18 protein-coding genes are annotated in these 13489 nt (G+C 39.1%); 6 read left to right on the top strand and 12 right to left on the bottom strand.

Features of this window, described 5'->3' with window-relative positions; translation table 11 throughout:
• Positions 1-33: 33 nt before the first annotated feature.
• From deoD to nagZ, 4 genes are all read right to left on the bottom strand, one after another.
• A complete protein-coding gene (gene deoD / locus EW028_RS03610) occupies positions 34-741 on the bottom strand; it encodes a purine-nucleoside phosphorylase (RefSeq protein WP_131519908.1) in 708 nt (235 codons plus the stop codon).
• A gap of 203 nt (positions 742-944) precedes the next feature.
• The gene (locus EW028_RS25510) at positions 945-1760 is read right to left on the bottom strand and encodes a PTS sugar transporter subunit IIB (RefSeq protein WP_227744843.1); all 816 of its coding nucleotides are present in this window, start codon (positions 1758-1760) and stop codon (positions 945-947) included.
• A 68-nt stretch (positions 1761-1828) separates the two neighbouring features.
• On the bottom strand, positions 1829-2380 hold the full coding sequence (locus tag EW028_RS25505) for a helix-turn-helix domain-containing protein (protein ID WP_227744842.1): 552 nt from the start codon (positions 2378-2380) through the stop codon (positions 1829-1831).
• A gap of 66 nt (positions 2381-2446) precedes the next feature.
• Positions 2447-4135, bottom strand: a complete 1689-nt coding sequence (nagZ, locus tag EW028_RS03600) for a beta-N-acetylhexosaminidase (RefSeq protein WP_131519907.1) — start codon at positions 4133-4135, stop codon at positions 2447-2449.
• Positions 4136-4327: 192 nt separating this feature from the next.
• Here nagZ and EW028_RS03595 point away from each other — a divergent pair, with 192 nt between their 5' ends.
• The gene (locus EW028_RS03595; protein ID WP_048390581.1) at positions 4328-4723 is read left to right on the top strand and encodes a hypothetical protein; all 396 of its coding nucleotides are present in this window, start codon (positions 4328-4330) and stop codon (positions 4721-4723) included.
• Between the two features lie 209 nt (positions 4724-4932).
• On the opposite strand, the gene EW028_RS03590 is transcribed toward EW028_RS03595, so the two are convergent.
• The 4 genes from EW028_RS03590 to EW028_RS03575 all read right to left on the bottom strand — a co-directional run bounded on the left by EW028_RS03590 (position 4933) and on the right by EW028_RS03575 (position 7713).
• The gene (locus tag EW028_RS03590) at positions 4933-5712 is read right to left on the bottom strand and encodes a class I SAM-dependent methyltransferase (RefSeq protein ID WP_131519906.1); all 780 of its coding nucleotides are present in this window, start codon (positions 5710-5712) and stop codon (positions 4933-4935) included.
• 136 nt (positions 5713-5848) lie between these two features.
• Positions 5849-6064 carry a hypothetical protein gene (locus EW028_RS03585; RefSeq protein WP_054548789.1) on the bottom strand — a complete coding sequence of 72 codons (216 nt, stop codon included), beginning with the start codon at positions 6062-6064 and terminating at the stop codon, positions 5849-5851.
• Positions 6065-6224: 160 nt separating this feature from the next.
• Positions 6225-6758 (bottom strand): GNAT family N-acetyltransferase, encoded by a 534-nt coding sequence (locus tag EW028_RS03580; RefSeq protein ID WP_066037504.1) that lies wholly within the window; start codon positions 6756-6758, stop codon positions 6225-6227.
• A gap of 103 nt (positions 6759-6861) precedes the next feature.
• Positions 6862-7713, bottom strand: coding sequence for a GNAT family N-acetyltransferase (locus tag EW028_RS03575; protein ID WP_131519905.1), 852 nt, complete (start codon positions 7711-7713; stop codon positions 6862-6864).
• 276 nt (positions 7714-7989) lie between these two features.
• On the opposite strand from EW028_RS03575, the gene EW028_RS03570 reads away from it, so the two are divergent.
• The 3 genes from EW028_RS03570 (at position 7990) to EW028_RS03560 (ending at position 10366) form a co-directional block, all read left to right on the top strand.
• Positions 7990-9162, top strand: coding sequence for a multidrug effflux MFS transporter (locus tag EW028_RS03570; RefSeq protein ID WP_193767302.1), 1173 nt, complete (start codon positions 7990-7992; stop codon positions 9160-9162).
• Between the two features lie 304 nt (positions 9163-9466).
• Entirely contained in the window at positions 9467-9652 is a 186-nt protein-coding gene (locus EW028_RS03565; protein WP_131519903.1) for an antitoxin VbhA family protein, read from the top strand.
• Between the two features lie 3 nt (positions 9653-9655).
• Positions 9656-10366 (top strand): Fic/DOC family protein, encoded by a 711-nt coding sequence (locus EW028_RS03560; protein WP_131519902.1) that lies wholly within the window; start codon positions 9656-9658, stop codon positions 10364-10366.
• Between the two features lie 261 nt (positions 10367-10627).
• Here the strand turns inward: EW028_RS03560 and EW028_RS03555 are convergent, their stop codons facing one another.
• Positions 10628-11128 carry a hypothetical protein gene (locus tag EW028_RS03555; RefSeq protein ID WP_227744841.1) on the bottom strand — a complete coding sequence of 167 codons (501 nt, stop codon included), beginning with the start codon at positions 11126-11128 and terminating at the stop codon, positions 10628-10630.
• Positions 11129-11223: 95 nt separating this feature from the next.
• Between EW028_RS03555 and EW028_RS03550 the strand changes: the two genes are divergently transcribed.
• Positions 11224-11676, top strand: a complete 453-nt coding sequence (locus tag EW028_RS03550) for an NUDIX domain-containing protein (protein WP_131519901.1) — start codon at positions 11224-11226, stop codon at positions 11674-11676.
• A 33-nt stretch (positions 11677-11709) separates the two neighbouring features.
• On the opposite strand, the gene EW028_RS03545 is transcribed toward EW028_RS03550, so the two are convergent.
• Positions 11710-12153 (bottom strand): GNAT family N-acetyltransferase, encoded by a 444-nt coding sequence (locus EW028_RS03545; protein ID WP_131519900.1) that lies wholly within the window; start codon positions 12151-12153, stop codon positions 11710-11712.
• A gap of 10 nt (positions 12154-12163) precedes the next feature.
• The gene (locus tag EW028_RS03540; RefSeq protein WP_054548807.1) at positions 12164-12481 is read right to left on the bottom strand and encodes a MazG nucleotide pyrophosphohydrolase domain-containing protein; all 318 of its coding nucleotides are present in this window, start codon (positions 12479-12481) and stop codon (positions 12164-12166) included.
• Between the two features lie 79 nt (positions 12482-12560).
• Here EW028_RS03540 and EW028_RS03535 point away from each other — a divergent pair, with 79 nt between their 5' ends.
• Positions 12561-13136, top strand: coding sequence for an LOG family protein (locus EW028_RS03535; protein WP_054548794.1), 576 nt, complete (start codon positions 12561-12563; stop codon positions 13134-13136).
• 136 nt (positions 13137-13272) lie between these two features.
• On the opposite strand, the gene EW028_RS03530 is transcribed toward EW028_RS03535, so the two are convergent.
• Positions 13273-13470 carry a transmembrane Fragile-X-F protein gene (locus tag EW028_RS03530; RefSeq protein WP_054548795.1) on the bottom strand — a complete coding sequence of 66 codons (198 nt, stop codon included), beginning with the start codon at positions 13468-13470 and terminating at the stop codon, positions 13273-13275.
• Positions 13471-13489 lie beyond the last annotated feature (19 nt).

The raw sequence follows: 13489 nt of genomic DNA, 5'->3' as shown, positions 1-13489 counted from the left end.
CAAATGCTTTTTCTTCCCATCCCATGCAATCCCTTACGCATCGATGATTGTATGAAGAGCAATGTCCACCATATCAAAAAAGGATTTTTCACTTTCCCCGTGCGTTAAGCTTTCATTTGTTAATAGTTGACTACCTACCGTCAAAATAGACAATGCCTTTACCCCATATTTTGCGGCTAACGTATAGAGGGCGGTGCTTTCCATTTCTACCCCTAAAACACCGAATTCCATAAACTTATGAAGCCTGTCTAATGTTTCACGATAAAATTCATCTGAATTATAAATATTGCCAACAAACACATTGCCTTTTTTCCCTTGCGCTAGTTGAAACGCTTTCATTAATAAGGAAAAATCCGCAATTGGTGCGTAATTATTGCCGTAGAAAATTTTCTCCGTCAAATTGCTGTCTGAAGACACTGCTTGGGCTAGAATGATATCGCGGATTTGAATGTCCTTTTGCATCGCACCACATGTGCCAATACGAATCAATTTTTTCACGCCATATTCGTTGACCAATTCAGTACCGTAAATACTCATCGATGGATTCCCCATGCCCGTCCCCTGCACGGAAATCGGTACACCTTTGAACGTTCCTGTATACCCATACATTCCTCTTACTTCGTTATAGCAATAGACATTCTCTAAAAAATGCTCTGCTACAAATCTTGCACGTAAAGGGTCTCCTGGCAGCAAGACACGCTCAGCTATTTCTCCCTTTTTTGCTCCTAAATGTCTACTCATTTTCATTCCTCCAAAAACTTGTCATTTATCTCCAATCCAATTAGGTAACCGTTTTCATTTACCAATAAAAAATACCCACAGCCATTTCCGAAACTACTTCTTTTACAAGAAATCTGTTCAGAAACTACTATGAGTATAAGGTTTAATAAACCTGACAAACTAGACCAGATTGTTACGTTGTGTACGGGAAATAATTGACCAAATTACCGAAGTAATTCTTGACGAATATTATCTAAGTCCCTTTTGGTAGGAATCGTAGATATAATAACAACCGGCACTGTCGTTAAGGCAACGGGAAAATTACTTATGACAAAATCAATGTGATGCTGCTGTACCATCTCATCCGTTACCCCCTTCATAATAGAGGTATTAATAATCAGCTGGTCCCCAATTTCATTCTTGATTAAATTGGCGATATAATGGCGGATTGAAAATTCCTCTCCAATAACCAAGAAGGCTCGTTTACTTTTATAACGTAGCCCTGAACGAACAAGCAAGGTAAGCTTGGTTAAATGAAAGTCATTATACAGGATAGAAGGGTACGCTTTTTTCCATGTTTGCATACAGATCTGCATATCTTGGTAAATTTGCTGACATTCAATTTGAACATAGTTTGTTAAATTACTTTTTGAAATCATCAGCCATTCAGGGATCGCATTATCGATTAAAAGCTTGTCTAAAAACTCATATACCTCCAAGCTAAACCGCTCATTCATATGTAGATTAGGGTAAGCCTTTGCCAATAAGGTGAACAACTGCTGCGCCATTTGATCAATTTCTTTATTTTTATATAATTCGATTTCCTTCATTAGCGTCATGTCTGATCCTTCATAATAATGATATTGGCTTAGACTAAATAGAGATTGCATAAAAAACAATTCACGCTTTGGTAATTCAATCGAAAATTTTTCTTCCAGTGCCTGTGCAAAGTCTTTTACTGGCAAATAGAACATTCCTCTTTCCCAAGCGTAATCATCCTCCGTAATTTTGACATAGTTCCCCTTTCGTACTCTTTCCAAGACAATCGCCACTAAAAAGGATAATTTCCTTTTGGAGTTAATAAAATAAACAATGCTTTGCTCATGCTCTATTTGCGTGATGCATTGATTGATAAAATCAAAGTCACTATTGGTAAATGGCCATCCTGTATACTCATAGGCATCACCATATAATTTCCAATAAAAATAGCCATATTCAATTCATTTCCCTTTACGGCGGGCATCGAGTATGTAATGCGTAGCTTATACGGCTTCAAATCATGATTATTTAGTTGCGTAATCAGCTTCTTCAACGAGGAAGTGCTCATAAACATCGCCTCTGCTAGCTCCTCCATCGAATAAGGTTGCCCATTGATAAACAATAAGTGCATGAAGCGATAGAAGATGGTTTGCCTGAACATGCTCGAAAGCACTTCACTAACGGTTGTACTTCGCCCATCTCGTTGTAGAAAAATTCCCTTTCCTCTAGATACGTCAATCGTCATTGTTGCTGGTAATTGCCGATTGATCTCTTCTACGAGCTTCCGTATGGTCTTATCTGAAATATGTAAGCTTTTTTCAACCTCCCCTAAAGTAAACCATCTTTGTTCAGAATCTAGTAACAGTAATAATTGACTAGCTAATTTGAATTCCTTATCCACGTTCTCACCCTATCCATCATTCACAAAAAGGAACATACACTGGTAGCTGTATGTCCCTTTTTGCGTTTATTTCATATACGTATTCAAAACTTTTTCGATGTCCGTATTAAGCTTGTTGATATCAACTGCTGGCACGGGCTGATTGACAAGCTGATATTTTTCTTTTAGTTTTAGGATTCTTTGGACACTTTCATTGATGCGTTCCTCTGTTATTTCCCCATTGCTGACGGCTACCTTCACCGCTTCTATCGCTGCCGTAATATTGGCATATTCATGAGCGATTAAAATAATATCACTACCAGCCTTGATTGAATCGACAGCTGCTTGCCCGATCGCATAATGATTCGTGATGGCTTTCATCGTCATATCATCAGTCATCACAACACCGTCAAAGCCCAGCTGCTTTCTTAGCATACCCGTGATAATTTCCTTCGACATGGAGGAAGGATACTGTGGATCAATTTTTGGCAATAAAATATGTGCGACCATGACGACATCTGCACCATTGTTAATGGCCTCTTTAAATGGGACAAGCTCTAGCTGATTCAAATCGTTCAAGCTTTTTGTCACCTTTGGCAATTCTAAGTGGGAGTCCACAGATGTGTCACCATGCCCAGGGAAATGCTTCACGACAGGAATAACCTGCTCCGACTCCAGACCCTTCATTGTTTGAATGCCCAATTTGCTGACAATAGCTGGATCATTGGAAAACGAACGATCCCCGATAATTGGATTATTCGGATTGCTATTGACATCTAATACAGGCGCAAAGTCCAGATTGAAGCCAAATGCCTTTAATTGCTCCCCTAATAATTGGCCTACTTCAAATGAAAACTTGGATTGGTTAATGTCCCCAATTTTTCGGTTCGTTGGGAAATTTTTTAAAGCGCCTGGTAATCTGACTACTTTTCCACCCTCTTGGTCGGTGCCAAGGAAAAGTGGTAGCTGATTATTCGAATTGGCAGCCATTAAGTCATTCATCAATGTGACCGTTTGCTGGGGTGTTTCAAGATTATTGCCATAAAGAATTAAACCACCTACTTTAGCCTTTTGAATAAGGCTTATTGTCTCCTGCTGAAGCGTCGTACCTGAAACATCTGCAAACATCATTTGACCGATTTTCTCGTCCAATGTCATTTGTTCCACCGTATCTGGCGCTTGTGGCTTCAGTTCCGTATAGACCGAAATATGATGAACAGTAGGATTGGCATCACTGTCAATCGGTTTCGGTAAAATCCACTTTAATTGATAGCTGGCATTTACTTGGTAGACAAGAATAATTTGATCGGTTGAAGGATCCTGATAGTAACGAACTTCATCAGGTTCACCCAACTTATTTTTAATATCTGCTAAACGAATGCTTTTGATATTCTCTTTCGATGAACGGATATCGAAGGCCTGTGAACCTCGATAACCAATCGTCACATCCTCATAATCCTCATATTGTCCATTGGCGGATTCCGTGACCTGCTGCGGTTCTCCCCATTGCTCACGAACCGCTTGTTGTTCTGTATCTCCTGCTGCAAATGGCACATCAGGTACTTTTCCTTCTCGCGCGAATTGAGCAATATCCTGTATGAGGACCTCTATATTGTCTGAACCACCTTCCTGTTCGGACGCATCCTCTTGAACGGGCGTTGTCTCAGGATTTCTAGTCGGTAGTGTGACTGGCCTCACTTTCATGCCGATAAAAAAGGCTAGACCCATTAACATCAGCACAAGAACTAGCAGCACACCACGTCTTCTTTTATGCATGTAAAAACCTCCTTCACCAAGCCATTTGGCGACATCGAAACAAATCTATCAACTAACGTTATCATAACTGCCACCTGAATTCAAAGCTCACGCTGTGAACAGAATCGCAGCCTTCAATAGAAAATATTATCGTAAGCTAGCAAAAATGCAAAAGAAGATGTTAAAATATTCACATAAAGGGGGATATAACACATGGGGAAATTAAGTAAAAGAAATATACTGTGGATTGTGCCAATCGGTATCTTAGCGGTATTTTGGTACTTCTATGGTCCACAAAAGGATATTACAGACAATGAATATATTACATACGTAAAAAACTATTCCTATGAAAATAGCGCAAAAACTTTGGAGAGTGCCTTTGCCTCTGCCTGTGAAAATCCATATTGGGTCTATTTTGAAACACAAAAGGGACAGGATGTTGTAGAGTTTGAGGGTGATTGCACGGTGAACAATGAAGTAGCCAAGGTCAATGTACAGTTTCTGGTAGACAACGACATCACAAGTGTTCAATCAGGTGCAATGCTTGTCGATAGTAAAATGCAGGAAGAAGCAGACCGCGATGAATTTTTGCTAGCACTTGCTAAATAATCCCTTATAGTGATGCTATAAGGGTTTTCTCTGGGAAAGCGGATAAAATGTGCAAAGTAGTGGATAGCAACCCTAAAGTGATGGATAGAAAGTTAAAAGTGGGGGATAGATCCTGTGAATTGACGGATAGCTCTGAGAAAGCGGAGTAAGATTTTGATGCTGGAATCGAATAAAAATGGAGAGGGTTGATCCTCTCCAGAAGGTGGTTATTATTTTTTCTTGGCGATCCAAATCGTCCATCGATCCTTTTCAATGATGGAACCTTCAGTGGTAATTGCATTCCTTATATGCTCAAGAAGGGACGATAATTGGATGTCATTTAACTCATGTAATAGACTACGCCCCACTCTACCTTGTAAATCAGCCAATAATTGCTCCTTATTAGCATAGACCTGTCTTGTCTCCCATAGTTTGAGTTCACTAATTTCTTGAAAGCCTACTTCTTGTAAGCTTTCTGTCACCAACTGACTAGTGTGTCTGCGCTCTACTTCCTTTTGAATAAGCGAAGGATAACTTTCAAAGAAATAGCCCCTTATATGATGAGCATCCCCTGGAAGTAAGCAATCCTCTGGGGTGCGATCCTGTACGATAAAATAACCACCTTGCTGTAAAAGCCGAAATGCCTCTTGAAAGCATGCTTTGACATCTTGTATATGATGAATTAAGGCTCGTTCAAGCACGATATCAAAAGTATCCCCTGCAAGCCCTGTATTGAAAGCATTTCCTTGCACAAATGTGATTTGCGGATATGCTCGACAATTTTCTTTCGCTCCGTCTAGCATGGCTAGTGAAAAGTCTACACCTGTTACAGATGCCACCCCCATATCGACAAGTGCCTTGGCATAAATCCCTCCACCACAGCCGATATCTACTGCCTTTCCCATACTATGAAAAGGAATATGTTTCGCTAACGCTGCCTTCCATGAGCTATCTGCCTGTCTAGTTGTATAAGACGTACGATGTTGCTGACTATGAAAATCAATCCCCATTCTCTTCACCCTCCCCTTTTGTTTTAGTGTACTAGTAGATCACCCATAAGAAAAATCTATAATTATTATAAAAATACATAAGATTACCTTATCAAACGAAAAACCCATGCTGGGATATGCATGGGTTGAGCTACCATTAACTATTTCTAGTAGGATGGGAGGACTTTAATATGGTCCGTTCAATTATTCTAATTTCGTTATTTAGTTTTGTAATCGCCGCTTCAATTTGTTGATAGCGCTCCATCCGCTTGACCTTCTCTGTTGGAAGGGAATCCTTTAAAGCAGCCTGTCCCGCGTATAAGCTTGACAGTAAATCTAGCTTTTGAAAATAAGCTGTGCTATATTGCTCCATAACACCCAGCCCCTCATCTGTTACTTTTTTACACGAACTTATGAATTGTTGTTCATATAAGAACTATAACCGAAAAAAGCAGCCTCAAAACTCCATCTAAATTATTATTTATTATCCATTTCCAAGTAAATGATTATTCTATAAAAGCGCTAAAGCTACGTTATTCATCTTTTTTTAACAAAGAATAGATAAATGTATCATGTGCTTGTCCCTTTTGATACATATAGTCCCTCAATATGCCTTCCTGTTGAAATCCAAGCTGAATTAACAGCTTGGAAGATGCCTCATTCTCTAAAAAAACAACGGCTCCAATCCGGTTTAAGTTCATATCCCCAAAACCATATGCAATTACTTTCTGCACAGCTTCCTTTGTATAACCCTGCCGCCAGTAATCAGGATGAATTTCATAGCCAATTTCTGCTCGTTGATGTGCCGCCGACCATAAATGGAAGCCAACTGTACCAATCACTTCATTCGAATCTTTTCGTTCAATTCCCCAACGAATTCCGCGCTTTTCCTCAAAATTTTTAGCAAATTGCTTAATTAACTGCTCAGCCTGCTGTGTGTCAGCAAAAGGCTCCTGCCCATAATAGCGTGTTAAAGCCTCATTGGAAAAGCAACGAAAAATCGCAGGAACATCCTCCTCTGTGAGCTCTCTTAACCTAAGTCTTGCTGTTTCTAATTCTGGAAACATGCTGTTCCCCTCCTCTACCATCCATATCATTCTCTACTCTTCCTACAAAATCCTTTTTTGACAATACAAACGTGCAAACCCCAAAGTAGGCTTGCACGTTTGATTACCCGAAAGCTTGTGCTGCTAGAGCAAATAATGTTTGATTTCTTGTAGGTATTTTTTTGGCATTACAGATCATGACAGGTGGTGTGGCAGCCATCGTAAAACCACTTTGTTGTAAAATTGGACCAAGCTCCTTTTGAACTGATGGACAGTCGATACGTAATTTTCCCTGATAGCCCTTAGCCAATTCATTGATAATATGATGCGCTATTTCTTTACTTGGCGCGACGATTGGTCCTAAAAGTAGATAAATTGGCCCCGCGATTGTTAAGCCATAGCCAATCATTTGGTTGTCTTGATTTTTGATAGCAACACAGCGCTGTGACTGCTGTATTCTTTTACGCAAAAAGATTCTTCTACTATCCCCAAAGGCTGCTGCATCAAGTTGGGCCAGCTGTTCAAAATCCTGTTCTTGAAATTCTTTGATAGTACCTAAAAAATCGGCTTTGCTAGTCGTCTCAACATATTTGTCTGCCAAATATTTATGTACATGCTCAACAGTCGTGAAGCCCATTTTTTGATATAAAGGTTGTCCTTCTATTGTAGCTACGAGCATAATCGCTGTTTCCGCTGAAACACTATCGATACAGGCTTGTGTAACGATTCTACCTAAGCCAAAACCTCTGCATTGCTCATGTACAATCACCATGCCAATGGAAGCTACATTTGTGTCGTAGGGAATAATGGCTGCACTGGAAACAATTTTTCCTTTCATATTTTTATGTCCAACTATTCTACCTGCTGCCATAATCGTTTCAATTTCGTAGGCATCGTAATCCCATCCAACGGAAGCTGATAGCTCGATTAATCCCTGAATATCACTAGAAGTAAATAAAGTTAGCTCAAAATTCAATTAGATACACCCTCTCGAAAGAACATATGTTCCATTTTACAAAATCCCCCTTCCATATACAAGCAATATCTCTTAGCTTTAGCAATTATTACTATATAATTATTGTAAAATAGCCTATAATAGTTGCTAGACTATGCACTCCTACTTCAAGCATATAAAGGTGATTTCAACATGACATCCTATGAACGTATTCTTATAATGGTCCCGCCGTTTCCCTAGCTACGCAATCTACTTGTAACTAACAAAGTAGAATTTTGCTTGTAGGAGGGCAATATGTTGAAAAAACAGGCAGTACCATCTTTATTATTAATGATTGTTCTTGTGGCTTTTCCACAAATTAGTGAAACAATATACACACCATCACTTCCGGATATTGCCGCTGCACTTGATGTAGCCAATAGCTCTGTCCAATTAACATTAAGTATCTATTTTATTGGCTTTGCGTTCGGTGTTTTCTGCTGGGGATGGATTTCTGATTTTATTGGCCGTAGACCTGCCATGCTAGGTGGTTTAATTTTTTATGGAATAGGTAGCCTACTCTGCTTTTACGCAGAGACAATCCCTTTTCTATTAGCAAGTCGATTGCTACAAGCATTCGGCGCTGCAACTGGCTCCATTATTACGCAAACCATTTTGCGTGAAAGTGTGACGGGAAGTCAACGCCATGCTATGTTTGCTCAAATTTCAGCCGTCATTGCCTTTACCCCAGCTATAGGGCCGTTAATTGGTGGTTGGGTGGATCAAGCATTAGGCTTTCGAGCCGTGTTTTTTGTCCTTGTCATCATGAGTATCCTGTTGTTTATCTATGCTTATTGCAGACTTCCAGAAACAACCAATCCTGCAACAAGACAAAGAACAGCGATTTGGCCTGTCGTCAAACGCATCTTTGCTTCACCCATCGTGCTTGTCTATGGGCTACTAATAGGAGGCATTAATGGTGTTCTATTTAGCTACTATGCCGAAGCACCCTTTATATTCATCGAGCATTTCCAGCTGTCACCTGGCCTGTACGGATTTCTTGGCATTATCGTTGCCCTTGCTTCCATAATTGGGGCTATGATTTCAAAGCGACTCGTCATCAGCCATTCGCCACAAAAAATCATCCATGTGGGCTGTTTGGTAATGCTTGTTGGCACTTTGCTTTTGACCATCGTTTGTACCCTGCCATTGCACGCGAGCATGATGGCCATTGGTATGCTGATTACTATTTTTATCACACTGCTAGGCTCGGGCATCGCACTTCCTAATTGCTTAAGTTTAGCGTTAGTAGATTTTCAGGATGTGATTGGCACAGCAGGCGCTATCTTTAGTCTCGGCTATTACTTACTCGTCAGTGCCATCACATCTGGTATGAGCTTACTGCATAACGGTTCTTTACTGACAATGCCACTTTATTTCTTAGGTCTATCCTTGATAATGTGGCTTTGCGGGAGAAAGTTTATTCGATAATGGAAGAAAGCGGGCTTCCAATCGCTATCTCTTTTAGATAGATGAAAGACTAGAACAAAACCTCTCCTCCGAATAGAAAAAGTGGGTGAAATTTTACTCTTCGTAAAATTTCACCCACTTTGATTATAGGATAGCCTAGCTCTAAATTTTCCCCACTGGCACCTATTGAATTTTCTCACTCAAAGTGTAAATACTTAATGACAAAGATTGAACTATGTCAGTAGGCATCGTGCAGTGATCTAACTATCTCCTGATGCATAAAACTGATATAATAGATATACCATTAAAGTGAGGGGTGTTATTTATGAAAGAAAATTCATCCTTAGAACGTAAAAAGCAAGTGCAATTCGCAGTTGGTTTGGCTGCCATTGACGGTGGAAAACCGAGCGCATTTACACAGAACCTCTTAAACCAATATGAAAATGGTCAAGTATCATCCAGCCAATTGAAACAAGCGATTGTTGAAAAATATACAAGGGCTTCACAGTAGTTTATGGACCCATATATTTATCCTAATACAAATGTCTTAATCAACAAATTAAATATTCGAGATGAACAACAATTGATTGACGTTGAAGCACAACTGTTAATCGCTGGGATTATAGATATTTCTTCTATCACGCATGAGATTGACTTCCAAAAATATAAAAGTCTCCAAAAGATTCATCACTTCCTTTTTCATGAGCTATATTTATGGGCAGGAGAATTCCGCACAGTCAATATTTATAAAAGCGAACATGTTTTAAGTGGATTATCTGTTGCTTATAGTGATAAAGATCACATTGTATCTGATTTAAAAACTATTTTCAGTTGGTCTAAATCTAAGCAATGGAAGTATTCTAATCCTCTCCTTGTTGAGGACTTTTCTTCATTTATGACAAAACTTTGGCGTGTTCATCCTTTCCGAGAAGGAAATACACGAACGGTATCGATTTTCATGAAGCTTTTTGCTGAAGCAAATAGGCTAGACTTCAATGCTCAATTGCTCTCACAGTATGCAGGATATTTACGAAATGCACTAGTTCTTGCAGCAGTAGAAGAAGCTCCGGAACCACAATATTTATTGAAGATGATGACAGATGCTCTGGATGTAGCTGATTTCAATAAATTCAAGGCTGACGATGAAACGTCTAATTATCAAGTAATTGGGCGTTATGATGTTTCCAAGTATAAAGAAAAGCCTTTGAAACGGATTAAGGAATGATTTATTTACAGATTTAATACGCTAAAAAGGATGGTGATTTGTAATTGAATCATCATCCTTTATATATATTTCGCAATAGGGATCATTTAATTCATTTAAAACCTTTTACTCTTAGAAAAATCACCTCCTAATTGAAATTTAGTTTTTAACCCCATATTCAATCGAAGGTGTATTTTTTTATTTGTCTATACTGTTGAGGTCAGTCCTCAACATCAATTTTCCATTTTTTATACACCTACTAGTTTTTTCTAGCTGCTTCTCCTATCCTTGAAAATAATAATCCAACACTTCCTGAGGGGTATGAAAAACTTTGTTGCTTTGCGTTTTATAAAGAAATTTGGGATTCGTACAGGCTTTCTCTAGACTTTTTGCTTGCTTTAGCTTATCCGTCATTTGCTCTATAATGTCTGTGTAGCCATCGAGCTGGTTTGAAATTTTCGGTAGCATCGTTGGTGAGATATCGAGTACAATAGAGACTTGATCCTCAGCATAACTATTTAAATTGATAAAAAAGCATTCTTCCAAATGCTTTGAATGTTTATCTACATTAATAACAGCCTCTTGATAATTGGCGATTAACCCTGTTGATGTATTCGTAATGGTAAAGCCTTGCTGTGTCAAATGCTGTTCAACTAGCATTAAAAACTGCTCGACCTCTGCATCTAGCTTTGGTGTAACAGTTGATTGAATTAAATCATTACATTTCTGATAAATGGTATCAATTTCGGTCTGTTTTTCGACAAGTAATTTAAAATTGGACATTGAATACACGCTTCATCTCCCCTTTTTACTAAGGTAGACATTCATGAAGCGTTTTAGTCATGATCACGAAAAATAACAATTAAAAGGAGAAGTCCATGATTAGAAATTCTGTCAAAGCCATCATCATCGTGGATGGGAAACTATTGCTAACAAAAAATCAAGATATAGAGGGCTACTTTTACCTTTGTCCAGGTGGTGGACAGGAGCATGGAGAGACCTTTCACAGGACGTTGCAAAGGGAATGCCTGGAGGAAATTGGCTCCTCCGTTCACATTGGAGAGCTGTTATTTATCCGTGAATACATCGGACAAAATCATGAGCATGCCGCCTTTGACGCTGATGTACATCAGGTAGAATATTATTTCCTCTGTCAGCTAAATGCGCAAACTTGTCAACCAACGAATCCTGATAGTCTTCAAATTGGGACACAATGGATACCGATTGAAAAGCTTCATACATATAGAATTTACCCCAAAGCGATTACCCAACCATTACAGAAATTTATACGAGAACAACAAACAACAATCTATTTGGGCGATGTCAATTAAAACAGGCTGTCTATCTCCTTAGACAGTCTATTCTTAATGTAGCACTTTCACCATCGTATAGTAGCTACTGCCTGGTGGATAATCTTTAATTTCCCCCACTACTTGATAGCCATGTGCCTCATAAAAGGTACGCGCTTGAAACTCGTAGGTTGTCAGTAGGGCTTTTGTTGCCCCCATGTCCTTGGCTACTAACTCTGCCTGTGCTAAGAGCTTTGTGCCAATTCCCTTTCCACGATATTCTTCACTAAACCAAAATTTATGTATTTCTATCCATCCCCAGTAGACTTCAGCTGTTATACCACCTATCCATTGCTGCTGTTGATCTGTGACGATTAACTGTAAAGGAAGAACCGCACCCTTCTTTCTACTTTCGCGATGATAAGGAGATTGCTCATTATTAAAGGCACGAATTTTTTCGCTTAAAAAATTTGTAAAATCCTCATGCTGTCCCCGTAAAACCTCTACTTGATATTCCATCTCGATCCTCCTATTCCTGGTAACGCTTTATCAGCTTGTCTTGATGAGCTGCAAATATTTCTTCTAATGGAATATCGTACTGATTGGCAATCACTATAAGATTTCCTAAGACATCCCCTAGCTCTTCAATTAGCTCCTGCTTATTTTCTTCAAAGGATGGTGTTTTTTCATCTGGTCGATCTCTACCAATCTCGATTGCTCGAATCGCCCTGGCTACCTCACCTGTTTCTTCTGCCAAGAAGCCAATACGTGTAAAAATATTAAGCTCTGACCAGCCACGTGCTTCATAGTAATCCTTTACCCAGCGTTGAAATTCATTTAGTTCCAATTCAGTTTCCTCCATTTCCTTCCTCTTCAAAATAAATTATACTATAAAAGAATTCGATCAGATATGGAGGAAATCAGCTATGAAAAGTATTGCCGTATTTTGCGGATCCAGTCTAGGCGCTTCCGATGCTTATCGTCAAGGAGCGATTTTACTAGGAAAAGAATTAGCCAAAAGACAAATTACTCTTATTTATGGTGGTGCTTCTGTAGGCATCATGGCAACAGTAGCGAATACAGTGCTAGAAGAAGGCGGCAAGGTCATTGGGGTGATTCCGACATTATTAGAAGAACGTGAAATTGCGCATCAACAGCTGACAGAGCTGATTGTTGTAAAGACAATGCATGAACGTAAAAGTAAAATGATGGAATTAGCAGATGGCTTTATTGCCCTTCCTGGTGGACCTGGAACATTAGAGGAATTTTTTGAAGTATTTACGTGGAATCAAATCGGGCTGCTTCAAAAACCTTGTGCTATTTTCAATATGGAAAACTATTTTGATTTATTAATATCTTTCTTTGACCATATGCAAAATGAACAATTTTTAAAAGCACAATATCGTGATGCACTTATTGTTGATGAGGACGCAGCAGCACTATTAGATAAATGTGAAAGCTTTGTTCCTCCAGCTGTGAAAACTTATGAATTAAGCAAATAATAAAATGGTGAGGGTGGACCTAATTGAACTATCCTCACCTTTTTCATGCTCTAATCTCCAATACGATCCTACATGACTATGCGAAACAAAAGAAGGACCTGATTGTTCTGATTACTAGAATTTGGCTACTATGATTTCATAATTCTGCTTTCTTTTCCCGCCTTTTCACTGCTACCACAGCAATCAATACCATCCCAAGCTTCACCAGCCCAATAATGGCATACAGACTAAATGAAAGAATCGCTGGTAATAATACCAGCCACCACGACCATGTAATGACATTTGTTAGCTTTAATACGACAAAGACAATGGTCAACACTTCTGCAATGCCCATCATTTCACCACCTTACAGC

Origin of the sequence: Lysinibacillus sp. OL1, assembly GCF_004332175.1 — a bacterium.
GTDB lineage: Bacteria > Bacillota > Bacilli > Bacillales_A > Planococcaceae > Lysinibacillus > Lysinibacillus capsici.
This window is presented reverse-complemented; position numbering and strand designations above follow the sequence as displayed.